This window comes from Pseudomonas sp. HP_14 (assembly GCF_055283875.1).
On record NZ_JBTOQI010000015.1, the window covers coordinates 54,273 to 79,020 of the forward strand.

22 protein-coding genes and 1 other RNA gene are annotated in these 24,748 nt (G+C 58.5%); 8 read left to right on the forward strand and 15 right to left on the reverse strand.

Features of this window, described 5'->3' with window-relative positions:
* Positions 1-138: 138 nt before the first annotated feature.
* Positions 139-2,748 carry a bifunctional aconitate hydratase 2/2-methylisocitrate dehydratase gene (gene acnB, locus ACYASS_RS12770; RefSeq protein ID WP_463586396.1) on the reverse strand — a complete coding sequence of 870 codons (2,610 nt, stop codon included), beginning with the start codon at positions 2,746-2,748 and terminating at the stop codon, positions 139-141.
* A 395-nt stretch (positions 2,749-3,143) separates the two neighbouring features.
* Between acnB and ACYASS_RS12775 the strand changes: the two genes are divergently transcribed.
* The 3 genes from ACYASS_RS12775 (at position 3,144) to pdxB (ending at position 5,246) form a co-directional block, all read left to right on the forward strand.
* A complete protein-coding gene (locus ACYASS_RS12775; protein ID WP_095093317.1) occupies positions 3,144-3,614 on the forward strand; it encodes a DUF1289 domain-containing protein in 471 nt (156 codons plus the stop codon).
* A gap of 49 nt (positions 3,615-3,663) precedes the next feature.
* A complete protein-coding gene (gene tusA / locus ACYASS_RS12780) occupies positions 3,664-3,918 on the forward strand; it encodes a sulfurtransferase TusA (protein ID WP_122664859.1) in 255 nt (84 codons plus the stop codon).
* 182 nt (positions 3,919-4,100) lie between these two features.
* The gene (gene pdxB / locus ACYASS_RS12785) at positions 4,101-5,246 is read left to right on the forward strand and encodes a 4-phosphoerythronate dehydrogenase PdxB (RefSeq protein ID WP_463586397.1); all 1,146 of its coding nucleotides are present in this window, start codon (positions 4,101-4,103) and stop codon (positions 5,244-5,246) included.
* A gap of 64 nt (positions 5,247-5,310) precedes the next feature.
* On the opposite strand, the gene ACYASS_RS12790 is transcribed toward pdxB, so the two are convergent.
* Positions 5,311-5,487: a PA1571 family protein gene (locus ACYASS_RS12790; RefSeq protein ID WP_164581703.1), complete on the reverse strand. Its 177-nt coding sequence runs from the start codon at positions 5,485-5,487 to the stop codon at positions 5,311-5,313.
* A 290-nt stretch (positions 5,488-5,777) separates the two neighbouring features.
* Between ACYASS_RS12790 and ACYASS_RS12795 the strand changes: the two genes are divergently transcribed.
* Positions 5,778-7,556, forward strand: a complete 1,779-nt coding sequence (locus ACYASS_RS12795; protein WP_463586398.1) for an ABC transporter transmembrane domain-containing protein — start codon at positions 5,778-5,780, stop codon at positions 7,554-7,556.
* A 124-nt stretch (positions 7,557-7,680) separates the two neighbouring features.
* On the opposite strand, the gene ppnP is transcribed toward ACYASS_RS12795, so the two are convergent.
* From ppnP to ACYASS_RS12835, 8 genes are all read right to left on the reverse strand, one after another.
* Positions 7,681-7,962: a pyrimidine/purine nucleoside phosphorylase gene (gene ppnP / locus ACYASS_RS12800; RefSeq protein ID WP_122664856.1), complete on the reverse strand. Its 282-nt coding sequence runs from the start codon at positions 7,960-7,962 to the stop codon at positions 7,681-7,683.
* Positions 7,963-8,051: 89 nt separating this feature from the next.
* Positions 8,052-8,594: a 3'-5' exonuclease gene (locus tag ACYASS_RS12805; RefSeq protein WP_243247643.1), complete on the reverse strand. Its 543-nt coding sequence runs from the start codon at positions 8,592-8,594 to the stop codon at positions 8,052-8,054.
* 53 nt (positions 8,595-8,647) lie between these two features.
* Positions 8,648-10,624: an acetyl/propionyl/methylcrotonyl-CoA carboxylase subunit alpha gene (locus ACYASS_RS12810; protein WP_463586399.1), complete on the reverse strand. Its 1,977-nt coding sequence runs from the start codon at positions 10,622-10,624 to the stop codon at positions 8,648-8,650.
* A gap of 30 nt (positions 10,625-10,654) precedes the next feature.
* Positions 10,655-11,458: an enoyl-CoA hydratase/isomerase family protein gene (locus tag ACYASS_RS12815; protein ID WP_463586400.1), complete on the reverse strand. Its 804-nt coding sequence runs from the start codon at positions 11,456-11,458 to the stop codon at positions 10,655-10,657.
* The gene (gene atuD / locus ACYASS_RS12820; protein WP_463586401.1) at positions 11,455-12,612 is read right to left on the reverse strand and encodes a citronellyl-CoA dehydrogenase; all 1,158 of its coding nucleotides are present in this window, start codon (positions 12,610-12,612) and stop codon (positions 11,455-11,457) included. Before atuD ends, ACYASS_RS12815 begins: the two co-directional genes overlap by 4 nt.
* Before the next feature lie 148 nt (positions 12,613-12,760).
* Positions 12,761-14,377 carry a geranyl-CoA carboxylase subunit beta gene (atuC, locus tag ACYASS_RS12825; RefSeq protein WP_463586402.1) on the reverse strand — a complete coding sequence of 539 codons (1,617 nt, stop codon included), beginning with the start codon at positions 14,375-14,377 and terminating at the stop codon, positions 12,761-12,763.
* A gap of 3 nt (positions 14,378-14,380) precedes the next feature.
* On the reverse strand, positions 14,381-15,250 hold the full coding sequence (locus ACYASS_RS12830) for an SDR family oxidoreductase (protein WP_463586403.1): 870 nt from the start codon (positions 15,248-15,250) through the stop codon (positions 14,381-14,383).
* Between the two features lie 228 nt (positions 15,251-15,478).
* A complete protein-coding gene (locus ACYASS_RS12835) occupies positions 15,479-17,269 on the reverse strand; it encodes an acyclic terpene utilization AtuA family protein (RefSeq protein WP_463586405.1) in 1,791 nt (596 codons plus the stop codon).
* A gap of 384 nt (positions 17,270-17,653) precedes the next feature.
* On the opposite strand from ACYASS_RS12835, the gene ACYASS_RS12840 reads away from it, so the two are divergent.
* On the forward strand, positions 17,654-18,277 hold the full coding sequence (locus tag ACYASS_RS12840) for a TetR/AcrR family transcriptional regulator (RefSeq protein WP_463586406.1): 624 nt from the start codon (positions 17,654-17,656) through the stop codon (positions 18,275-18,277).
* A gap of 98 nt (positions 18,278-18,375) precedes the next feature.
* The gene (locus tag ACYASS_RS12845) at positions 18,376-19,188 is read left to right on the forward strand and encodes a substrate-binding periplasmic protein (protein WP_463586413.1); all 813 of its coding nucleotides are present in this window, start codon (positions 18,376-18,378) and stop codon (positions 19,186-19,188) included.
* Positions 19,189-19,230: 42 nt separating this feature from the next.
* On the opposite strand, the gene ACYASS_RS12850 is transcribed toward ACYASS_RS12845, so the two are convergent.
* Positions 19,231-19,398: a DUF2897 family protein gene (locus ACYASS_RS12850; protein ID WP_122664846.1), complete on the reverse strand. Its 168-nt coding sequence runs from the start codon at positions 19,396-19,398 to the stop codon at positions 19,231-19,233.
* An 86-nt stretch (positions 19,399-19,484) separates the two neighbouring features.
* Positions 19,485-20,849: an ethanolamine permease gene (gene eat, locus ACYASS_RS12855; RefSeq protein ID WP_122664845.1), complete on the reverse strand. Its 1,365-nt coding sequence runs from the start codon at positions 20,847-20,849 to the stop codon at positions 19,485-19,487.
* A 281-nt stretch (positions 20,850-21,130) separates the two neighbouring features.
* Here eat and pyrF point away from each other — a divergent pair, with 281 nt between their 5' ends.
* The gene (gene pyrF, locus ACYASS_RS12860; protein WP_463586407.1) at positions 21,131-21,832 is read left to right on the forward strand and encodes an orotidine-5'-phosphate decarboxylase; all 702 of its coding nucleotides are present in this window, start codon (positions 21,131-21,133) and stop codon (positions 21,830-21,832) included.
* Between the two features lie 346 nt (positions 21,833-22,178).
* Here pyrF and ACYASS_RS12865 read toward each other — a convergent pair whose 3' ends face one another.
* Positions 22,179-22,667 carry a GNAT family N-acetyltransferase gene (locus tag ACYASS_RS12865; RefSeq protein ID WP_463586408.1) on the reverse strand — a complete coding sequence of 163 codons (489 nt, stop codon included), beginning with the start codon at positions 22,665-22,667 and terminating at the stop codon, positions 22,179-22,181.
* A gap of 52 nt (positions 22,668-22,719) precedes the next feature.
* Positions 22,720-22,998 (reverse strand): hypothetical protein, encoded by a 279-nt coding sequence (locus ACYASS_RS12870; RefSeq protein WP_463586409.1) that lies wholly within the window; start codon positions 22,996-22,998, stop codon positions 22,720-22,722.
* 454 nt (positions 22,999-23,452) lie between these two features.
* Between ACYASS_RS12870 and ffs the strand changes: the two genes are divergently transcribed.
* Positions 23,453-23,549, forward strand: an RNA gene (gene ffs, locus ACYASS_RS12875) — signal recognition particle sRNA small type.
* 123 nt (positions 23,550-23,672) lie between these two features.
* Here the strand turns inward: ffs and ACYASS_RS12880 are convergent.
* Positions 23,673-24,464: an N-acetylmuramoyl-L-alanine amidase gene (locus tag ACYASS_RS12880; RefSeq protein WP_463586410.1), complete on the reverse strand. Its 792-nt coding sequence runs from the start codon at positions 24,462-24,464 to the stop codon at positions 23,673-23,675.
* Positions 24,465-24,748 lie beyond the last annotated feature (284 nt).

A 24,748-nucleotide genomic window follows, 5' to 3' on the forward strand; every position in this document is an offset into this window, starting at 1 on the left:
GTTATCGTTTATCGTCGGAATGCCGCCCAGACCAAGCTCGGCTCCCACAAGACCCAGGTTCGCCACGCAATTGTATTAATCCATGCCAATAAAAAACCCCGTCACAAGGACGGGGTTTTTTAACGCTGTGTTTCGTTTTTACGCTTGAACAACCGGGATGTTGGCGCTCGCTGCGATGTCACGGAACTCGGCGATCTGATCGAAGCTCAGGTAGCGGTATACGTCCGCAGCCATGGTATCGATCTGTTTCGCGTATTCCATGTACTCCTCAACGGTCGGCAGGCGACCCAGGATCGAAGCAACGGATGCCAGCTCGGCCGAGGCCAGGTAGACGTTCGCGCCGTCGCCCAGACGGTTCGGGAAGTTACGGGTCGAAGTCGACACAACCGTCGAGTTCGGCTCAACACGTGCCTGGTTACCCATGCACAGCGAGCAGCCCGGCATTTCCATGCGCGCGCCAGCCTTGCCGTAGATGCCGTAGTAGCCTTCTTCCGTCAGCTGGTGAGCATCCATCTTGGTCGGCGGCGAGAGCCACAGACGTGTCGGCAACTGGCCTTTGACCTTGTCCAGCAACTTGCCCGCAGCGCGGAAGTGGCCGATGTTGGTCATGCACGAACCGATGAACACTTCGTCGATTTTCTCGCCAGCAACGCTGGACAGCAGACGAGCGTCGTCCGGATCGTTCGGCGCGCAGAGCACTGGCTCGTTGACGTCGTTCAGGTCGATTTCGATGATTTCAGCGTATTCCGCGTCAGCATCGGCAACCATCAGCTCAGGGTTGGCAACCCAGGCTTCCATCGCTTGAGCACGACGTTCCAGAGTACGCACATCGCCGTAACCTTCGCCGATCATCCAGCGCAGCAGGGTGATGTTGGAGTTCAGGTACTCGGTGATCGACTCTTTCGACAGCTTGATGGTGCAACCGGCGGCAGAGCGCTCGGCCGAAGCGTCGGACAGTTCGAAAGCCTGTTCGATGCTCAGGTCATCAAGGCCTTCGATCTCCAGGATGCGGCCGGAGAAGGCGTTCTTCTTGCCTTTCTTCTCAACAGTCAGCAAGCCCGACTGAATGGCGAAGTAAGGAATCGCATGAACCAGGTCACGCAGAGTAATGCCAGGCTTCATTTTGCCTTTGAAACGCACCAGAATCGATTCCGGCATGTCCAGCGGCATAACGCCGGTGGCCGCAGCAAACGCAACCAGACCAGAACCAGCCGGGAACGAAATGCCCATCGGGAAACGGGTGTGGGAGTCACCACCGGTACCGACGGTATCCGGCAGCAGCATGCGGTTCAGCCAGCTGTGGATGATGCCGTCGCCCGGACGCAGGGAAACGCCGCCACGGGTCATGATGAAGTCAGGCAGCGTGTGGTGCGTGGTGACGTCGATCGGCTTTGGATAAGCAGCAGTGTGGCAGAAGGACTGCATGACCAGATCAGCGGAGAAGCCCAGGCACGCCAGGTCTTTCAGCTCGTCACGGGTCATCGGGCCAGTGGTGTCCTGGGAACCGACGGTAGTCATCTTCGGTTCGCAGTACGTACCTGGACGAACACCTTTGCCTTCCGGCAGGCCGCAGGCCTTGCCGACCATCTTCTGAGCCAGGGTGTAGCCCTTGCCAGTGTCGACCGGTGCTTCCGGCAGTTTGAACAGGTCAGTAGGACCCAGACCCAGCTCGGCACGAGCCTTGTCAGTCAGGCCGCGACCGATGATCAGCGGAATACGGCCGCCAGCACGGACTTCGTCCAACAGAACCGGCGTCTTCATTTCGAAGGTGGTCAGGACTTCGTCAGTGCCGTGTTTGCAGACTTTGCCAGCATGCGGATACAGGTCGATCACGTCGCCCATGTTCATGTTGCTGACATCGAACTCGATTGGCAGTGCGCCGGCATCTTCCATGGTGTTGTAGAAGATCGGAGCGATTTTGCTGCCGAAGCAGAAACCGCCAGCGCGCTTGTTCGGCACGTAAGGAACGTCGTCGCCGAAGAACCACAGCACCGAGTTGGTGGCTGATTTACGCGAAGAACCGGTACCGACCACGTCGCCAACATAGGCAATCGGGAAGCCCTGGCCGCGCATTTCTTCGATCTGCTTCATCGGACCGATGGAGCCTTGTACGTCCGGAACGATCCCTTCACGGGCCATTTTCAGCATGGCCAGGGCGTGCAGAGGGATGTCAGGGCGCGACCATGCGTCTGGCGCAGGGGAGAGGTCGTCTGTGTTGGTTTCGCCAGTCACCTTGAAAACGCGCAGGCTGATTTTGTCGGCCAGGGTCGGGCGCTTCTTGAACCATTCGCCGTCAGCCCAGGACTGCATGACAGCCTTGGCGTGGGCGTTGCCGCTCTTGGCTTTTTCGGCCACGTCGTGGAAAGCATCGAACATCAGCAGCGTGTGCTTCAGTTGTTCGGCGGCCACCGGGGCCAGCGTTGCGTCATCCAGCAGGTCAACCATGGTGACGATGTTGTAGCCACCCTGCATGGTGCCGAGCAGTTCAACGGCGCGCTTCTTGTCGATCAGGGGAGAAGTGGCTTCGCCCTTGGCCAGGGCAGACAGGAAACCGGCTTTGACGTAGGCAGCTTCGTCAACGCCAGGTGGAATGCGATTGGTGATCAGGTCAACGAGGAAAGCTTCTTCGCCAGCCGGGGGATTCTTCAGCAGTTCGATCAAGCCGGCAGTTTGTTCGGCGTTAAGCGGCTGGGGCACGATACCCTGGGCGGCACGCTCTTCGATGTGTTTACGGTAGGCTTCAAGCACAGTATTACCCTCATCAGTGGTCCCAAATGGGTGTCCGGGACGCTCATCCAGGAATTGCCCGAAAAACCTGCACGACGAAACTTTTTGAGTTCCTTGGCCAGGGTTTTCGGCAATTCCTTACAGAAGCTGTTTTCAAAGTTTTACGCCTGCAGGACGGCTGATGAGTGTTGACGAGGGCTTGAATCCTGCGTCAACACCGGACTGCGGGGTTACTTTGACTGTGCTCGTGACGCTTTGAAAACAGCTTCCAACGGACATTGGCGCCTTAAAAGGCTCGCTGATTCTACGGCAAATCTTCCGTAAAGGTAAGTTAGCCCTACACGTTCGGGGGTGATCGTTGTTAGACAAAGGGCTAATATGCGGGCTCGTTCTCGCCTGTCGTTGCCCTGCCTGCCATGCCCAATCAAATCATCAAAACGCCCTGCGTCGGCCTTTGCTCCACTGTTTACGGGGACCTGGTGTGCCGTGGCTGCAAGCGTTTCCACCATGAAGTGATCCACTGGAACGGTTACGACGAAGACCAGAAGCGGGCGGTGTGGCTAAGGCTCGAACAACTGCTGGTTCAGGTGATGACTGCCAAGCTGGAAGTATTCGACGCGGGCAAACTGCGTGCGCAACTGGAACTGCGCAAAATCCGCTTCGTGCCTGCCCAGTCGGAATATTGCTGGGCATATCAACTGATTGCGCGGGGCGCGCGGGTTATCACCAATATTGAAGCCTACGGTATGGTGCTGATGCCGGAGTTCCGCGACTGGGCCTTACCTGACTTGCGCGATGCCATTGATCGGGAATTTTTCCTCTTGTCCGAAGCGCACTATGAGCGCTACATCGCACCGGGCTTCCTGAAGGATGCGTTTGGCAGCTAGCGACATGCCCGCATACGCGGGATAATGCCCGCCAGTTTCTGGAGTGCTTATGTCTGAACCCATCCAAAGTCAGCCTGTCGACGCCGTTCTCGATGCTACCGGCCTCAATTGCCCCGAGCCGGTGATGATGCTGCATCAGAAAGTCCGCGACCTGCCCGCAGGCGGCCTGCTCAAGGTCATCGCCACTGACCCGTCCACACGCCGCGACATTCCCAAGTTCTGCGTCTTTCTGGGCCATGATCTGGTTGATCAAGAGGCTGCAGACGGGACGTTCCTGTACTGGATTCGCAAGAAGCTGGATTGATGAGTGATCTGTAGGAGCTGCCGAAGGCTGCGATGGCGGTGTGCCAGAAGATGAGCTTCGCAGCCTTCGGCTGCGCCTACAGGGATTACGTCAAGGGCTAGCTTGCTTCGTAATCTCAGGTTTCCTCCTTCCTATCCCTCCCGATCAATGCCTAAACTGCCGCCGACCTCTGGGAGTACACCATGCGAATTGTTGCTGACGAAAATATTCCGTTGCTCGACGCGTTCTTTGCAGGTTTCGGCGAGATTCAGCGTCTGCCCGGCCGCTCCATTGATCGGGCTGCTGTAGCCGAGGCCGACATTCTGTTGGTGCGTTCGGTAACGCCAGTCACCCGTGAAATGCTTGAAGGCAGCCCGATACGCTTCGTTGGCACCTGCACCATCGGCACTGATCACCTTGATCTGGACTACTTTCAGCAGGCGGGTATTCATTGGTCCAGTGCGCCGGGTTGCAATGCCCGTGGCGTCGTGGATTACGTGCTCGGCAGCCTGTTGACCCTGGCGGAAATCGAAGGCGTGGATCTGGCGCAACGCACCTACGGCGTGGTGGGCGCCGGGCAGGTGGGCGGGCGGCTGGTCAAGGTTTTGAAGGCTTTGGGCTGGAATGTGCTGGTCTGCGATCCTCCCCGTCAGGCGGCGGAAGGCGGCGACTTCGTCAGCCTCGATGAAATTCTGCAGCTCTGCGATGTGATCAGCCTGCACACCCCGCTGGACAAAGGCGGTGAGCACCCTACGTGGCATCTGCTCGATAAATCACGCTTGCAGCAGCTTAAAGACGGCAGCTGGCTGATCAATGCCAGCCGTGGTGCAGTCGTCGACAATGCAGCTTTGCACGACGTTCTGCTTGATCGCGAAGACCTGCAAGCCGTGCTGGACGTCTGGGAAGGTGAGCCCAGCGTGAATACCGACCTCGCCGACCTGTGCGTGATCGGCACACCGCATATTGCGGGTTACAGCCTTGACGGACGGCAGCGGGGCACTGCGCAGATTTATCAGGCCTTGTGTGGGTTTCTTGGGCAGGAAGCACAGATCAACCTTGCTGATCTGCTGCCCAGGCCTTGGCTGGCAGAAGTCACCCTGGATGGGCGCACCGACCCGGTTTGGGCGTTGAACACGCTGTGCCGTGGCGTCTACGACCCGCGCCGCGACGATGCCGACTTCCGGCGTAGTCTCCTCGGTTCGGTGAGCCAGCCAGTGGCATTCGATCTGTTGCGCAAACACTATCCGCCGCGTCGCGAGATAGAAGGGCTGAAGGTGCGTATCAATGGCCAGTCCGATGCGTTGCAGCAACTGGTCACCGCGCTGGGCGCAGTTGTTATCCCCGCCTGAATGGTCGAATTCCGTACAGAAAAAACCCGACGGTGACGTCGGGTTCTAAAAAATCGGGTTTTGCTTAATCTTGTTTTTCAGGTGTTACCCAGTTCTTGTCGCATTCCTGGCAGGCGGCCTGAACCATCTCTTCAGTAATCACGACTTCGCGCCCGTCCTTGTCCAGGATTGCGCCGCCCACGGGCAGCTGCGGGTTGGCTCGTACCACCGGAACTTCATTACTGTTTGCTTGCAAGCTCATGGCCTGTCTCCTTTCATCAGGTGTTTGTGCCTAGACTAATCGCGTTCAATGACTCTGCCGTGACATCCCTCGACAACATCAAGCGCGCTTTTAGTCCACCAGAAACCGCACGTAACCGCCAGCTTTCGCTTAGATCATTCCTCTCTAGGGGACTGTATCAGCGGTCATAACTATCCAGACTAAGGCTTATCGCCAGAGTTCATCAGGACCTGCCAGGCGGTAAAAGCACAGAAAAGCTTTCTTTACCGGTGTAGGCTCTGGCTTCAGCCTTTCATGCGGGTTCAGCTTTCATGGCTTCATTGCTTTCCAGCCGCCAGCGTCAGGCGATTCGCCTGGCGGCGCAGTTCATTGCCCCTTATCGCTGGCAAACCGTGGGTGCCTTGCTGGCATTGATCGTGACGGCGGGGATTACCCTGTCGATCGGGCAAGGCATCAAGATGCTGGTCGATCAGGGTTTCGTGACGCGCTCTCCGCATCTGCTCAACCAGTCCATTGGCCTGTTCATGCTGTTGGTGCTGGGGTTGGCAGCAGGCACCTTTGTGCGCTTCTATCTGGTGTCGTGGATTGGCGAGCGGGTGGTGGCTGACTTGCGTAAAAAAGTCTTTGACCACCTGATCAACCTGCATCCGGGGTTCTACGAAAATAATCGCAGTTCGGAAATCCAGTCCCGGCTGACCGCTGACACCACTTTGTTGCAGTCGGTGATCGGTTCGTCGCTGTCGATGTTCCTGCGTAATGCCCTGATGGTCATCGGCGGCATCGTCCTGCTGTTCATCACCAACCCCAAGCTCACCAGTATTGTGGTTGTGGCGCTGCCGTTAGTGGTCGCGCCAATCCTGATCTTTGGTCGTCGTGTGCGCAGCCTTTCCCGGGAAAGCCAGGACCGTGTCGCCGATGTCGGCAGTTACGTTTCCGAAGCACTGGGCCAGATCAAGACGGTTCAGGCCTACAACCATCAGCAGCAGGACAAGGCGCGCTTTGCCAAGACTGCCGAAGATGCTTTCCAGACCGCTCGCAAGCGCATCCTGCAGCGTTCGTGGCTGATCACTCTGGTGATCGTGCTGGTATTAGGCGCTGTGGCGGTGATGTTGTGGGTCGGCGGCATGGACGTTATCGACGGCACGATTTCCAGTGGTGAACTGGCGGCCTTCGTGTTTTACGCGCTGATTGTGGGGAGCGCGTTCGGCACGTTGAGCGAGGTGATTGGCGAACTCCAGCGAGCGGCGGGGGCGGCCGAGCGGATCTCTGAGTTGCTGCGGGCGAGAAGCGAGATCACGCCTCCCGCCACTGATCTGCTGCAATTGCCGGAGCGGGTCACCGGGCGTCTGGACTTACAGGGCGTGAGCTTCAGCTATCCGTCTCGTCCGGAGCACAAGGCCGTTGATAACCTGACGCTGAGCATCGAGCCTGGAGAGACGCTGGCGCTGGTTGGCCCTTCAGGCGCGGGTAAATCGACGCTGTTTGATCTGCTGCTGCGCTTCTACGATCCGCAGCAAGGTCAGATCTTTATTCAAGGTATGCCTATCGCCCAGCTTGATCCGCTGGATTTGCGCCGTTGCTTTGCGTTGGTCTCGCAAACCCCGGCGCTGTTTTTCGGCAGTGTTGAAGACAATATTCGCTACGGGAACGCCAATGCTACGACAGAACAGGTAGAAGCCGCCGCGCGGATTGCTCATGCACATGAATTCATTCTGCAGATGGCTGAGGGTTATCAGACTCATCTGGGCGATGGCGGGCTTGGATTGTCCGGAGGGCAGCGTCAACGTCTGGCGATCGCCCGGGCACTGCTGGTGGATGCGCCGATTCTGCTGCTGGATGAAGCCACCAGTGCCCTGGATGCCCAGAGTGAGCACCTGATTCAGGAAGCGTTACCTGGCTTGATGAAGGGCCGCACCACGCTGGTCATCGCCCATCGTCTGGCCACGGTGCAAAACGCCGACCGGATTGCGGTTATCGATCAAGGGAAGTTAGTGGCGGTGGGAACACATCAGCAATTGATTGTCAGCAACCCGCTGTATGCCAGGCTCGCTGCGTTGCAGTTCAATGCGCGGGGTGAGGAGGTGGTTTGATTCGTGTCGGGATTTAAACCGAGTCGACTTTATCGCGGGCAAGCCCTGCTCCCACAGGGGGATGCAATCTCATGTGGGAGCAGGGCTTGCCCGCGATAGGGTCGATACAAAAAGTCGATATGTCTCAGCGGTACTCACACAGATAAGCAGTATCAACAGCCACTTTCAGCTGGAATTTGCTATTGGCCGGGACGTTGAACTGGCTGCCGGTCGCGAAGGTTTCCCAATCGGTGCTGTCTGGCAGTTTCACGCTCAGGCTGCCAGAGATGACGTGCATGATTTCCCGTTGTGCAGTGCCGAATTCGTACTCGCCAGCGGCCATGACGCCGATTGTGGCTTGCCCTTCAGCTTGAGTGAAAGCAATGGATTTAACGGTGCCGTCGAAGTACTCGTTGACTTTGAACATGGCGATTCCTCAAAAAGGGCTGAAAAATGGGTCGGCCAGTATGCCGAAGCTGATTCGCCTCGTCACCCGCTTTAGAACGCGCGTACCACTCAGTTGGGCAGAATCAAGGGCAGTAGCCGAGCAGTGTTGCGGGCATCCACCAGTGCGCGATGTTGCTGACCGTTAAACTGCATGCCAGCCAGTTGCAGAGCACCGTTCAACCCCATCGGGCGTTGCAGTTGGCGTTCTTTGGCGAAGCGTTGTTTGAGGTTCACGTGAGGCACGCTGCTGAGAAAACTCGTCAGTTGGTGCTGTCGCCATTCCTGCTCCAGTTGCTGACGATCATAATCACCCCAGCTTGCCCAGCCGACGACTCGCGCCTGATGGTGACTGATCCAGCGTTCGAACGCCGGCCACACCGTCGTCAGCGGCGCTGCGCTGTCGATGTTGCTTTGGCTGATGTGGGTCAGTTCCTTGCAAAAGTGCGTCAGCAACGGCCGACGTACCGGGCGCACAAAACGCTCGAAATGGTCCAGTTCACGCCCGTCCTGATTGACCAGCGTCGCCCCGATTTCGATGATCTCCATTTCTGCTACCGGCCAGCCGCCTTCTTCGGTCGTGGCCTCCAGATCAATCACCAACCAGTGCGGCATCTGAAGCTCCTGTCCAAAATCATTGATCCATTTCGGATCAAGCGTAGCTACATTCAACCGGATACGTCCATCGGTGCGACTTCCAGCAATACTTGTCGCCCTTTGACCTGATCACCGGGTACCACTTGTATCTGGCGAATCACGCCGTCAATCGCAGCGTTGAGCGGGTGCTCCATTTTCATCGCTTCGAGCACCATCAGCAGTTGCCCCTGGCTGACGGTGGCGCCCTCACTGACTAATACATCGACAATCGATCCGTCCATCGGTGCCCTGATCGTGCCGGAACGGGCCACATTCGGGCCGGCGACTGTGTCGTGTGTGCGGTCGGTCAGCTGTAACGCTCCCGATTCATCATGCAGCCAAAGCATCTTGCCCAGTAGATAGCACGCCTGCTGGCTGCGTACCCCGTCGACTTCAACACAGGCCGAGCGTGCGTCGCAACTGAGTACATGGACGCTGACGCGCGTGTTTTGAACGAGGAGGTCCAGGCGTGCGCCATTGCGGGTGAGTTCTACCTCGTGAACCTGCTCGCCCAGCCCCAGCAGATAGCGCCGCTGTTCCGGGCCAGTATTACTCCAGCCTGCCAGTTTGGAAGGATGGCTGCTGGCAGAGCCCTGATAGAACAACGCAGCGGCCACGGCCAGTTGGCTGGCTCGGGCCGTCGCGGGGCGCAGGCAAGGGTCGTTCTGCAGGTGCTGCGCGATGAAACCGGTATCGACGTGAGCGTTAATGAACGCGGGGTGCTTGAGGGTGCTGGTCAGCAACCGTTGATTGGTGTTTACGCCCAGCAGCACACAGCCCTGTATCGCCCGCAGCAGCTTGCGTCGAGCCTCTTCCCGCGTGGCGCCGTGGGCAATGATTTTGCCGAGCATAGGGTCGTAGAAAGGGCTGACAGTCTGGTCCTCGCTCAAGCCGTGATCGACCCTGATGCCGTCGAACTGCAAAGGCTGCCACCGCAACACCCGGCCAGTCTGGGGCAGAAAGCCCTGGGCCGGGTCTTCGGCATACAGGCGCGCTTCAATAGCGTGGCCGTTGAGCTGGATCTGCTCCTGCTGCAAGGGCAGGGCTTCACCGCAGGCCACCTTGATTTGCCAGGCCACCAGGTCCAGGCCAGTGATCATCTCCGTGACAGGGTGCTCCACCTGCAAGCGGGTGTTCATTTCCAGAAAGTAGAACTGGCCGTCACTGGCCAGCAAAAACTCTACGGTGCCAGCACCCAGATAATTGACCGCTCGCCCGGCTTGCAGGGCGGCTGCGCCCATGGCTTGACGCAACCCGGCGTCGACCACGGGGCAGGGCGCCTCCTCGATGACTTTCTGGTGACGGCGCTGGACCGAGCAATCACGTTCGCCGAGGTAGACCAGGTTGCCGTGGCTGTCGCCGAAGATCTGCATTTCCACATGGCGCGGATCAATCAGGGCCTGCTCCAGTATCAGTTCGCCTGAACCAAAAGCGTTCTGCGCCTCGGAGCGCGCCGTGTTGATTCGTTCGAGCAATTGGTCCGGGTGCTCGACCAGACGCATACCACGACCGCCGCCCCCGGCGCTGGCCTTGATCATCAGCGGGTAACCGATGCGTTCGGCTTCGCGGCTCATGGTTGCGTCGTCCTGCTCTGCACCTTGGTAGCCAGCGATGCAGGGCACACCGGCGTCGAGCATGGCCAGCTTTGACAAGCGCTTGCTGCCCATCAGTTCGATGGCCTCAGCGCTGGGGCCGATGAACACCAGATTGGCCGCAGCACAGGCACGGGCGAACTCAGCGTTTTCTGAGAGAAAACCGTAGCCGGGATGAATGGCATCGGCTCCGCTGCGCCGGGCCGCGTCCAGGATGACCTCGATGTTCAGGTACGACTGCTGCACCGTAGGCGCGCCGATGCACACCGCTTCGTCGGCCATTTGCACGTGCCGGGCATCACTGTCGGCGGCGCTGAATACTGCCACCGTGCGATAGCCCAGATTGCGCGCAGTGCTGATCACGCGGCAGGCTATTTCGCCACGGTTGGCAATAAGAATCTTGTTGAGTTCGGGCATGGTGTGCTCCCTCGGTCGACGTCAGCATCGTTAGCGTTGGGGGATCCAGACGGGGTCGCGCTTTTGCATGAACGCCAGCGTCCCCTCCATTCCTTCCGGGCTGGCGACCGCTGCACTGAATGCCTCGGCGGCCTGATCCAGCAACTGTGTCATTGGCGTGTGTTCAGTCGCCAGCAGCAACGCCTTGGTAGCGGCATTGGCCCCTGGTGCACAGCGCAGCACTTGATCCAGTACCTCACTCAGACGTTCGGCCATGGCCTGATTATCGCGTTCCACAAAATGCACCAGTCCCAGACGTGCGGCCTGGTTCCCGTCGAAACGGGCGGCGGTCAGCGCCAGCCGTCGGGTTTGCGAAAGGCCGATGCGCTTGACCATGAACGGCGCGATTTGCGCAGGTAGCAGGCCGAGGCTGGTTTCCGGCAGGCCAAATTGCGCCTGTTGATGAGCAATCGCGATATCGCTGACGCACGCCAGCCCCATGCCGCCGCCCAGCACCGCACCGTCGAGCACGACGATCAAGGTTTGCGGCAGGTTTTGCGCGTCCTCAAGCAGACTGCCAAATGCGCGATTCAGGCTTTTATAAGCGTCCGCGCCCTGCTGTCGGGCCTGTGCCATGTCCTTGATGTCGGCCCCGGCGCAAAAATGCCCGCCCGCGCCTGCCATGACGATGACCCGGGTCTGGCCATCGTCGCGTACTGCGCTGAAAACCGCGCGTAACTCACTGACCATTTGCAGGCTCATGGCGTTACGGGCTTGAGGGCGGTTGAGGGTGATGTGTAAAACACCTTTATGCCGATCGAGGATCAGCGTTTCGCACTCTGGCAGCAGGTTCATGGTTTTTTCCCCGGCAGAATGCCCATCAGCTTGCAGATGATGCCCAGCATGATTTCGTCAGCGCCGCCGCCAATCGACACCAGACGTACATCGCGGTACGCCCGGGAAACCGGGTTGTCCCACATGAAGCCCATGCCGCCCCAGTATTGCAGGCAACTGTCGGTGACCTCCCGTCCCAGACGCCCGGCCTTGAGCTTGGCCATGGACGCCAGGCGAGTCACGTCGCGACCTTTGATGTACAGCTCGGTGGCTTGATAGACCAGCGCCCGCAAGCATTCGATCTCGGTTTGCAGCTCGGCCAGGCGGAAATGAATGACCTGATTGTCGATCAGCGCCTTGCCGAACGTGTGGCGCTCGCGGCAGTACTCGATGGTGCTGTCTACACAGTGCTCCAGGCCTTTAAGCATGTTCGCGGCACCGAACAGGCGTTCTTCCTGAAACTGCAGCATTTGCATCATGAACCCGGCGCCCTCGTGACCGATCCGGTTACGTTGCGGGATGCGCACGTCATCGAAAAACACCTGAGCGGTTTCCGAACTGCGCATGCCCAGTTTGTCCAGGGGCTGGCTCAGACTGATGCCGGGAGTGTTCATGGGCAACATGATCAGCGACTTGTTGACGTGGGGTTTGTCATCGGAGGTGTTGGCCAGCAGGCAGATGAAGTCGGCACTGGGCGAATTGGTGATCCACATCTTGCTGCCATTGATCACATAGTCGTCGCCGTCTTTACGGGCGCAAGTTTTGAGGCCCGCGACATCCGAACCCGCCCCGACTTCGGACACGCCGATGCAACCTACCTGTTCGCCCGCGATGGCGGGGCGCAGGAATTCGTCACGCAACTCGTCGGAGCCGAATCGCGCCAGCGCCGGGGTGCACATGTCAGTCTGCACGCCAATAGCCATGGGGATGCCACCGCAATGCACCGTGCCGAACTCTTCGGCAGCGACAATCGAGTAGCTGTAATCCAGTGCCATGCCGCCGAACTGTTCGGGCTTGGAAATCCCCAGCAACCCCAGCTCACCGGCTTTACGGAAAATCTCGTGAATGGGAAAACGCCCGGCCTTCTCCCATTCATCAACATGGGGGTTGATTTCGTTATCGACAAAACTGCGCACCGTGCGGCGCAGGGCTTCGTGTTCGGATGTGATGAGCATTTTTTATTGTTCTCCGTGTCCCTGTTCCGAGATGCGAATACCTGTTTTGAATGCTTTTTACTGTAGGAGTGACCGGGGTGGCGCTCCTACAGGTCCAATGGTGCTGCGCGACAGCTTGGTGGCAGAACCATTGGCGGCGCTATCCCGACTAAAACCGCGCTACCCCAAAACTATTGCCCTGCAATGGTCTTACCGCCGCTTCTTCACAGATATCCAGCAGGAAACCCAGCAGCGTGCGGCTGTCTCGCGGGTCGATCAGGCCGTCGTCCCACAGGCTGGCGGTGCCGTAAAGCGCGCTGGACTGGCTGTCGAGCTTTTGCGCCGTGACCTGTTCCAGCATATCGAGCATCTTGGGATCAACTTCGATACCGGCCTTGAGCTGCTTGGCCTCGGTGACGATACGCAGCACCTTGCCCGCTTGTGCGCCGCCCATGACGGCCGTACGGCTGTTGGGCCAGGCGAAGATGAACCGTGGGTCCAGCCCCCGGCCGCACATGGCGTAATTGCCCGCCCCGTAGGAACCACCGACCACCAGCGTCAGTTTCGGCACCCTTGCGTTGGCTACCGCCTGAATCATCTTCGCCCCGTGCTTGATCACGCCTTGCTGCTCGGACTCGGTACCGACCATAAACCCCGTGGTGTTATGCAGAAATAACAATGGCGTCTGACTCTGGTCGCACAACTGAATGAACTGTGCTGCTTTGCTTGCGCCCTTGGCGGTGATCGGGCCGTTGTTGCCGATCACACCGCAAGGCCGACCCTGGATGTGCAAATGGCCGCACATCGTCTGGCTGTCGTACTCGCCCTTGAACTCCAGAAACTGCGAACCATCGGCCAGCCGGGCAAGTATTTCCCGGACGTCGTAAGGCTTTTTCGGGTCGTTGGGGATCAAACCGAGCAGGTCATCGATGGGGTACAGCGGCTCCTGATAGACCTTGGGCGGACGCAGTGGCAACTGTGCATTCCACGGTAGCAGGCTAATGATTTCGCGCACGATGCGCAGACCGTCGGCGTCGTCTTCTGCCAGATACTCTGCGGTGCCCGCTACCTGAGCGTGCATCTCGGCGCCGCCCAGCTCTTCATCCGTGGCAATTTCTCCGGTGGCAGCCTTGAGCAGCGGTGGCCCCGCCAAAAAAAGGCGAGCCTTGCCACGTACCACCACGACGTAATCGGACAGCCCCGGCTGATAAGCACCGCCCGCCGTGGACGAGCCGTGAACCACGGTGATCTGTGGCAAACCCATGGCCGACATGCGCGCCTGATTGGCAAAGCCTCGCGCGCCTTCAACGAAAATCTCGGCGGCATAGTTAAGGTTGGCGCCGCCACTTTCCGCCAGCGTGACCACTGGCAGACGGTTTTCGACAGCGATTTGCTGCAGCCGCAGGGATTTTTTCAGGCCGCTTGGGGAGATGGTTCCGCCCCGAATCGCGCTGTTATTAGCCACCACCAACACCCGTACTCCGGACACGTAACCAATCCCGGCAATCAGGCCGCCGCCTGCCTGGCTGCCGTCCTTGTCGTCATGCAGCTTGTAGCCCGCCAGTGAGGACAGCTCAAGGAATGGCGCGCCGGGGTCCAGCAGCAGGTTCAGGCGCTCGCGCGGCAACAGCTGGCCGCGCTGGCGGAATTTGTCTTTGGCAGCAGCGGCTTTATCCAGCAGCACTTGCTCCAGTTGCCTGACTTGGTCAATCCCGATCAACATCGCCTCGCGGTTGGTGGCGAAGCTTGAACTGTGGGTGTCCAGTTGCGACTCAATTACCGGCATGGCTTATTCCTCCCCTTTGAGCACGTCAGGCAAGGTGGCACGATGAAAACCGTTGTAAGCCTCGGTACGGGCCGCTGGATAAAGCGGCCAAGTGCGATTGCCCAGGCTGGCACCGCCGTCGATACGCAACGTACTGCCGTTGATAAACGCGGCTGCCGGGCTGAGCAGAAAGACGATGGCGGCGCTGACTTCTGATTCGCTGCCGATGCGTTTGAGCGGCACGTGCTCGCGCAAGGTCGGGATCACTGCTTTGAACGCCCCTTGGTAGGTGTCCATGCCACTGGAAGCAATCCAGCCCGGCGCGACTGCATTCACTCGCACCCCCGCGTGGCCCCATTCGAAGGCGGCGGTTTTGGTCAGGTTGTCCATGCCTGAGCGCGCTGCGCCCGAGTGCCCCATGCCCGGCATGCCGCCCCACATGTCGGCCAGCATGTTGACGATGGCACCGCCGTGCTTGCTCATGCTCTGGTTGAAGACTTCCCGCGCCATCAGAAAACCGCCCACCAGATTGCTGCGCAATACGGTTTCAAAACCTTTTTGATTGATCGCCGCCAGCGGGGAGGGGAACTGGCCGCCTGCATTATTGACCAGACCATGCAGCGGGCCGTGGGCGTCGATGAGTGTGCTGATCAGCGCTTGTACCGACGCCTCCTCGCGGATGTCGCAGCTGTAGCCGTGGGCCTGGCCGCCGTCCTGCTGAATTTCGGTGCAGACCTGCTCCAGCTTTTCCGGCTTGCGCCCGACCAGCAATACCTGAGCACCCAGCGCGGCCAGTTCGTGGGCCGTGCAGCGACCAATGCCACTGCCACCACCGGTGATCAAAATCGTCCGCCCGGCGAAGAGGTCGGGTTTGAACACGGAGTTGTAAGCCATTGATCACCTCTTTTTATGGTTCTCTGTGGGAACTGAGCTTGCTCGCGACAAGAGCACTGCAGATGGCAGGTCAATCACGTCTGTCCTTCTGGACTGAAAGGCATTTTTTTGTAGGAGCTGCCGAAGGCTGCGAAGCATTTATCCTGATACACCGCGATCGCAGCCTTCGGCAGCTCCTACAGGTCTTATGTTTGCCGCGAGGCAGCGCGGTGCTATGACACCGGGCCATCAACTGACCTCATCCGCCACCCATTGCGGCACCGCGATCTCTATTTCCAGTAATTGCTGGGCAAACGCCTTGCCTTGCGGGTCGATACGCAAGCTGGCGACGCCGCCGCCACCCAGCGCGTTTTCCAGCAGAAAGTTCAAGCTGTGGCTGCCCGGCAAATACCAGCGCTCGACGCGGCCCTGTATCGGGTCCAGCACATGGCGCATCCAGTCCACCACCACTGAGGTGGTCAGGCTTTCGGCGATCCATGGCAGGTACTCCGCACGCCGCGCCATGACACCGATATTGCTGTGGTTACCTTTGTCCCCGGAACGCGCCACCGCCAGGCGAATCAATGGCACGCTGGCGTCGGCCTGGCCTTGTGGCGCGGGCGGTTGCAGGTCTTCGGCCAGTTGCTGCGGGTCGAGCCGGTGAACATCGGGTAAACAGCAGGGCAGAGCCTGCCCGCTCATCTCGACGCTCAGGCTGCAAACCGACTTATCCACCAGAAACGAAAACAGGCGAATCACCGGATACACCGTGGGCCGACCACCGACAATGCCGGTCAGGCCCGGTGCCATGCCGGTAGCAGCCTGGGCAATTTCCCGGGAAAACAGAATCAGGGCGTCTTTTTGCGGATGACGGACGGCCAGTTTGATCACCACTTCACGGCTGTCCTGGCGTTTGCCGTGGGGGCCGTAAGTCGCCTCACTGCCCAGTAACTCGATGTTTACTTCGCTGTAAGGCGCCCAACCGCGTTGTTCGAATATCTCACTGGTCTTAGTGATGATCGCCTGGCTGACTCTCTGAGCCTTGGCGACTGCATCGATCCCCGCCAACAGGCAACTGGCGGTGCAGCGGAAGCCATCGGGCCAGGTCGCCGAAACCTTGTATTGATTACTGGGCGAAAAGCCGCGGGCCCCCTTGACCCGAACCCGGTTCTCGCCGGTGTGTTCGAGTTGCACTTGAGTGAAGTCGCACACCACGTCGGGCAACTGATAAGCGCGTGGGTCGCCGATTTCGTACAGCAACTGTTCGCCAACGCTCAATGGCGAGATCAGCCCGCCGGAGCCTTCAGGCTTGCAGACCACAAACGTCCCGTCCTCGCTGACCTCAACGATGGGAAAACCGATGTGCTCGTAGTCCGGCACATCCTGCCAGTCAGTGAAATTGCCGCCTGTACATTGCGCGCCGCACTCGATGATATGCCCAGCCAGCGCCGCTTGGGCCAGACGATCGTAGTCGTCCCACTGCCAGCCAAACTCGTTAACCAGTGCCGCGCTGACCACTGCGCTGTCGACCACGCGGCCGGTGATCACGATGTCGGCACCTTGTTGCAGGGCGGCGACGATGCCAGGAGCGCCGAGGTAGGCGTTGATCGACACGCACATGGCGGGCAGCGGGGCGCCGCTGAACATCTCGCGTATATCGGCTTTCTTGAGATGTGCGAACTGTGGTTGCAGGTTATCGCCGTTTAAAACGGCGATCTTCAGGGCCACGCCTGAGGTGTCACAGGCCCTTTGCAGCGCGGCGGCGCAAGCGGTGGGGTTGATGCCGCCCGCGTTGCTGATCACGCGGATCTTCTGTTCGGCAATGCTGCCGAGGAGCGGCGTCAGAACATCGATGAAATCTGTTGCATAGCCTAAGTCCGGGTTTTTCATCCGTGCCCCGGCCATCAACGACATCGTAATCTCGGCCAGATAATCAAACACCAGATAATCCAGCTTGCCGCCTTCAACCAATTGCGCGGCGGCCGTACTGGTATCTCCCCAGAAGGCGCTCGCACAGCCGATGCGCAGACACTTGCTCATGGTAGACCTCCGTGGTCCCGAGACAGTCAGGCGAGACTACCAAGCAAGCGCTTGGTTTTGGAAGTGCTGAAAACGATTTGAGGCGACCGTTGATCAGCCAGAGCGTGATTTATTTATTGGCCTAGCGCTTGCTTGGTTGTGCGGGCAGGCATAGATTGCTGGGCATGTGAGATTGCTTAAAGCGTAATGATTAATTGCGGTCTTGGTTCGGTGTCGTCTGGGCCACGCAGGATCGACTTTTCATGTTGGAGCGAGGCTTGCCCGCGAAGAACGATAACGCGGTGTAGCTGGTTTATCTCGTCGCCTGATTAGCGGGCAAGCCTCGCTCCAACAGCGATCGCGTCGTAAGTTCAGAAGTTCGAGTGCTGTTGGGGAGAAACCACCGTGAACGAGCAGCAAGCTCTATGGGTCATGCGTGAGTTGGTCGACGCAGGCCAGCTCACTGATCCGGAAAGCGCCCGGGGCAAGTTGTTGCAGGTCTCGGCGCATCTGTTCCGCAACAAGGGCTATGAGCGTACTACCGTGCGTGATCTGGCCAGTGCAGTCGGGATCCAGTCCGGCAGCATCTTTCATCACTTCAAAAGCAAGGACGAGATCCTGCGCGCCGTGATGGAAGAAACCATCACCTACAACACCGCTTTGATGCGTGCCGCGCTGACTGAAGTCAGTACCGTGCGCGAGCGCGTGCTGGCGCTGATTCGCTGTGAGTTGCAATCGATCATGGGCGGCAGTGGTGAGGCCATGGCCGTGCTGGTTTACGAATGGCGTTCGTTGTCACCTGAAGGCCAGGCACACGTACTCGCGTTGCGAGACCTTTACGAACAACTCTGGCTGCAGGTGCTGGGGGAGGCCAAGGATGCCGGTTTTATCAAAGGCGATGTGTTCGTGACGCGGCGCTTTTTGACAGGCGCTCTGTCCTGGACGACGACCTGGTTCAGGCCTCAAGGCAGCATGACGCTGGATCAATTAGCGGATGAAGCGCTAATGATGGCACTTAGGGATAATTAACCTCGTTTTGCACTATTTGCTCATTGTCTAAACACCAAAAAACACCTAGGGTTCATCAATTTCAGGGGTGCGCAGTCTTGACGGTTTTGTCTGTGCGAATGGCTTCGCTAGCCTTGTGGGTAAGCGCGGCCGCACTGCTGGCCACGCCGGTCAGTGCTGCGCAAGTAGTAAGAATTGGTGCGGCGCATTTCCCGCCCTACACCATCCGGCCGGAAAAAGGCGCAGATACCGGGCTGTTGCCTGAACTGGTGGCGGCGCTGAATGCTGCCCAGCGTGATTATCAGTTTGTGCTGGTACCGACTTCTATTCCGCGCCGGTTTCGCGATTTCGAGCAAGGTCGCATCGACATGGCGATATTTGAAAATCCCGATTGGGATTGGCAGAGCATCCCCCATGAAGCGGTCGACATGAAGCTCGAAGATGCCGAGATCTTTGTTTCAAGGAAGGTGGAAGGTCGCGATCAGAGCTACTTTGATGACTTGCACGGCAAGCGGTTAGCCCTGTTCAGCGGTTATCACTACGCCTTTGCGCAGTTCAACGCAGACCCGAAATACCTCAGCGAACACTTTGAGTCCACGCTGACTTATTCCCACGACAGTAATCTGTTGATGGTTATGCGCGACCGTGCGGACATTGCGTTGGTAACGCGTTCGTACCTCAGCGACTTCATGGCTCGCAACCGGACGGAAGCTGCTCAGTTACTGGTCTCGGAGCGGGTCGACCAAACGTATCGGCATTTTGCCTTGCTGCGTCCGAAATCGCCGATCAGCGCCGAAAAGTTCGAGCACTTACTGCAACAACTTCGCGACAACGGGCAGATGCTGAAGATTTTCCAGCCTTATCGGATAGCCGTACTGCCGCTGACCAGCAATCGGGCCGTGGCAACCGAGCGTAGTCAGGCAACACGCTAAACGAAAAAGACGGTGCTTATGGGCACCGTCTTTTTGGTTGTTCTAGCGATCCTTGGCTTCTTTTGCATCCATCTCGGCATTACGCTCGTGGACACGTTTGAGTTGCTCATCGGTCAGTGGCAGCTTCTGCGCAGACTGGCGCAAGACCATCAAACCGCCCACGATCGAACCAATTGCAACCAGCAGAATTAACCAGGCATACCAGGGCATAGGGCTCTCCTTTCTTATGTAACCGTTTGAGCAGCCGCGCCGCCCAATGGTTCAAGTCTAGCCCTGTGCCCTGATCGCGTCGTTATTTAAAGCCCGGTCAGCATCGCGTCAGCCGGAGCGTCGGCGCGTGATTGCGCCGTCAGGCTGAAGTAGACGAAGCCGACCACCATGAAGGCAAGGAAGATCAGGCCGATCAGTGCGTTGAACCAGGCCATCGCAATCAGGCACACCACCGCCAGCGCCAAGGCAATGCCCGGCACGATCGGGTAACCCGGTGCACGGAAGGTGCGCTCCAGCGAGGGTTCGGTTTTACGCAGTTTGAACAGGCTGAGCATGCTCATGATGTACATCACGATGGCGCCGAAGACCGCCATGGTGATCATGGCTGCTGTCAGGGTCATGCCGCCGAGATTGACCAGACCGTCGCTGTAGATCGCCGCGATACCAATCAGGCCGCCCGCGATGATGGCGCGGTGTGGCGTCTGAAAGCGCGACAGTTTGGCCAGCGAGGAGGGCAGGTAACCGGCCCGAGCCAGTGCGAAGAACTGGCGCGAGTAGCCCATGATGATGCCGTGGAAACTGGCGACCAGACCGAAAAGGCCGATCCAGACCAACATGTGCAACCAGCCGGAGTTTTCGCCGACCACGGTTTTCATCGCTTGTGGCAGTGGGTCGTTGATGTTGGACAGGGTGCGCCAGTCGCCCACGCCGCCTGCAAAGAGCATGACGCCCATGGCTAGAATCACCAGGGTCAGGATGCCGCTGACGTAAGCCTTTGGAATGGTGCGCTTGGGGTCCTTGGCTTCTTCGGCGGCCATGGCCGCGCCTTCAATGGCCAGGAAGAACCAGATCGCAAACGGGATCGCGGCAAACATACCGGCAATCGCCGGAGCACCAAAGGTGTCGGAACCAGCCCAGCCGTTGAGCGCGAAGTTGCTGAAGCTGAACGCCGGAGCAACCACGCCCATGAACACCAGCAACTCGGCCACGGCCAGGATGCAAACCACCAGTTCGAAGGTTGCGGCCAGTTTCACGCCCAGGATATTCAGGGTCATGAACACAATGTAAGCGCCGACCGCTGCCAGCTTGGGGTCAAGCCCCGGAAACTGCACGTTCAGATAGGCACCAATGGCCATCGCAATCGCTGGCGGCGCAAATACAAATTCAATCAACGTGGCCAGGCCTGCAATCAGCCCGCCTTTTTCACCGAAGGCACGACGGCTGTAGGCGAAAGGTCCGCCCGCGTGAGGGATGGCCGTGGTCAGTTCGGTAAAACTGAAGATAAAACAGGTGTACATCAACGCAACCATCAACGAAGTGACCAGAAAGCCCAACGTCCCGGCCACGCCCCAGCCGTAACTCCAGCCGAAGTATTCGCCGGAAATCACCAGCCCTACCGCAATCCCCCATAAGTGCAGCGTGCCCAGCGTGGGTTTGAGTTGTGTGTTCATGAGCAGCTCCCTGAAGTCTGTGGAATCATCGAAACATCCTGTTGCAGTCGCCATGCCACTCACTGAACCATAGTCGTATTGGTCCCAAACGCGTCGTTTGCAGAACGGTTCTCGTTTGCCTGCGCCAAGAGGGTGCAGCTTTGGTGCAGCCCGGGCAGGCTAATGTCCGCTTTAGGGCGTATTCATTGGGGAGAATCGATTCAGTTGGGCGGTTCGAATACCGTCTGCTGTAAGGTTCGGATACAATGCGCGCCGATTTCGACTTACCAGAGAACCCGCTCATGTCCGTCTGCCAGACTCCTGTCATCGTCGCCCTGGATTTCCCGACCCGTGACGCCGCTTTGAAGCTGGCTGACCAGCTGGATCCCAAACTCTGCCGCGTTAAAGTCGGTAAAGAGCTGTTTACCAGTTGCGCTTCGGACATCGTCGAAACCTTGCGTGACAAGGGCTTCGAAGTGTTTCTTGACCTCAAATTCCATGACATCCCCAATACCACCGCCATGGCTGTAAAAGCGGCGGCCGAGATGGGTGTGTGGATGGTGAATGTGCATTGCTCCGGCGGCCTGCGCATGATGGCGGCCTGCCGTGAAGTGCTCGACCAGCGCACTGGCCCGCAGCCGCTGCTGATCGGCGTGACCGTGCTGACCAGCATGGAGCGCGAGGATCTGGCCGGTATCGGTCTGGATGTCGACCCGCAAGTGCAGGTGCTGCGCCTGGCTGCGTTGGCCGAGAAGGCTGGCATGGACGGGCTGGTGTGTTCTGCTCTGGAAGCTCAAGCGCTTAAATCTGCACACCCGGCCTTGCAACTGGTCACCCCCGGCATTCGCCCAAGCGGCAGCGCTCAGGACGACCAGCGCCGCATCCTGACCCCGCGTCAGGCGCTGGACGCAGGCTCGGACTACCTCGTCATCGGCCGCCCGATCAGCCAGGCCGCCGACCCGGCCAAAGCGTTGGCAGCGGTTGTAGCTGAGTTGGCGCTCTAATAGCTGTTCGCTTAAAACCGAGGCGACCTTATCGCTGGCAAGCCATGCTCCCACAGGATTACATTTCTCTGTTGGAGCGAGGCTTGCCCGCGAAGAACGATAATGCGGTCCACCTGACACACCTCCGCGACTGATTTGTGGACTAGTCGGATGCCGCTCACGCTCCAGCAGGATGATCGCATTGCTCTTGTGGGAGCATGGCTTGCCAGCGAAGAACGATAATGCGGTCCATCTGACACACCTCAGCGACTGATTTGTGGACTAGTCGGAAGCCGCTCACGCTCCAGCAGGATGATTGCATTGCTCTTGTGGGAGCATGGCTTGCCAGCGATGCCGTTGCCTCGGTCTATCTGATCTCCAGCACCAACCGCCGCTCATACCCGATCCGACCCTTGTACGCCTCGCCGGTATCCACCCAACCTTGGCCGACATACAAATTCAGCGCCGCCAGATTATCCGCATCCACCGACAACATAAGCTGCCCGATATCCGGCCACGTCGCCCGCGCCACCTGCGGCAAACCCTGCAAAAACACCTTGCCCAGACCTTTCCCCTGAACCCGATGATCAATCTGCAACGCATGCAACGTCGCCGAACCTTCCACCGCCCAGTGCGGTAAAAACTCCCCGCGCTTGAGCAGTAAAAAGCCCACCGGCTTGTCATCCGCCAGCAACGCAACCCCCTGAATATTCGGACTCGGGCGGACCAGCAACGTGTTCAGTGCACAATAAATATCCCCGGAAAACGGCAGTTGCTCCGGCAATATCTCCAGCGCATCCAGTTGTTGGCGCTGCGTTTCGTTCAGGGTTTCGTAGCTCACAACTTGCGTTTTCATCACTGCTAAATCGCACCGTCTGACGAGAAAAGTAGGCGGCGCGAAGTATGGCTCAATGCGTGACAGAAGTGCGTAGAGAACTGCGCGGGCTGAACACCTGTTTCTCAACCACGTTCAGCGCATCACAGCCATCGCTCAACAGCATCAATGCGGCATTAGCGATAGTGCGCACGTCGCACTCGTCTGCGCCGTCCAGCGTTTCCAATAGATGCCGCGCCATGCGAAGGCGTCGGTCTGCGCTGGCAAACAGAAAATCCAGCGGTGCCTGGCTGTCGATGTGCATCACCGGGTTATCGGTGTTGTTGCTTTTGAGGGGGACGAAGCGATTCATGCTGCACCTCCGCGAGTGGCGGTGGCAGGGGGATTTGGAGTGATTTTGAACATGCTAGAAGCTCCTATGCGAATGGGAGCTGCCAAATACTCACTTCCACATGAGTGGGTGGCAGCTGTGCGCGGGTGTGGAAGACCGGTCATAGGAACCCGGCGCACCCGAAAGTGCCCCAGCGCACAGCCGCCATAACACAACAGTCGCAGACATTACTGTCTCCGATTGCTGGTAAGAGCTTTGCGTTCCTATAACCAATCCGGGCTTCCACACCCGATCACTGATATGCAGTGACGGCGCGACTATAAGCCCCGATTCCGAGCGCTGCAAGCCACCTGGCCCCGGCCACACAAGTGCTTGAGCGCTATCGAATTTTTATCCCGCATTTCGGGTTGTAACTTCGCGCCAGACCGGTACAATGGCGCGGCTCGCCGACAGGTGAGTGTCGTTATGGTGACCCCATCGGTCCCCCCGCAACGATTACCCGTGAACCTGGTCAGATCCGGAAGGAAGCAGCCACAGCGGGAACATTGTGTGCCGGGGTGTGGCTGGTGGGGTTACCACCTATCTTTTAACTCGCTAGCTCTAGCGGGTATCTGCAAAAATCCGTATTTGATCAGCCTTCAGGGTTTCCTGAATCGTGCTGCATCGTCTGTGAATCTGTTTACGCCGCTATCACCTTAAACATACACCTGCTTCATTATCTTCCCCGGAAAGTATTTATCCACCAGTGCATACAGCGCCGCCGCCGTTTCAGCGTCCACCACGCCGTCGTATTTTTGCGGCCGGAAATGCAGCTGGAATGCCCGGATCAGGTTTTTGTATCCGCGCTCAGTCACTGCTGCGCTGGGGTCATACCCGTAACGACCTAGTTTCGCGATCATGTCGGCTTCGTCGGGGAGGGCGCTGCTGAACTGTGCCTGATAGTTTTGTTTGGTCGCCTCGTCATACCAAGCGCCGATACCGGCGTCGTGAAGTTCTTTCCAGGGGAATGCGGCACCGGGGTCGCTTTTTCTGCCGATGGAAATATCACTGTGGCCGATGACGTTAACCGGGGTTATATCGGGGTAGCGCTGAAGGATGTTCTTTGCCAGCTCTTTGACTGCATCTATTTGTGTGGGGTTGTACGGCGGGAACGTGAAAGCGCCTTTGTCTTCGGTAGCCACATAAACGATTTCTACCCCAATGGCTGTGTCATTCAAGTTGTTACGCTTTGCCCATCCGCTTATGCCCGCATGCCATGCGCGTTCGCCTTCATCGACGAGGTTGAAGATGCGCATGTCAGTAAAGCCCGCGTCGGTGTAGGTTTTGTCGCCAGGGTCGGGGACAAGATAATGCGAACTGACTGACGGGCCGGTGAGCGCAGCGACTGATTGCCGGAAGTTACAGGCCGTGTAATGCATGACCAGAAAACGGGTGCGGTGATTGAAGCTTTTTGTGGCTCTGTAGCTGTTGTAATCGATAGCGTACATCGGTGAATCCTGCTGAGCATGAATGAGAAATCACGCTAGCATCGGGTGTTTTTTGTATGGCTTTAGATATGTATTACATGTTGGTTTTTTGGGTGTTCACCTAGGCGAAGTTGTTCTTTTTAGGGGCGGCTTCTGTTCATGGCGCCGCGTTTTCGAGAGGCAAAAATCGCTCCCTTTAGGAGTGGGGGGGGGGGGGGGGGGGGGGGGTGGTGGGGGGGAATTTATGGGGAGAGGAGAGGCAGACGAGGGCGGACACGCCGAACCGAAAAAAAAGTATGAGAAGA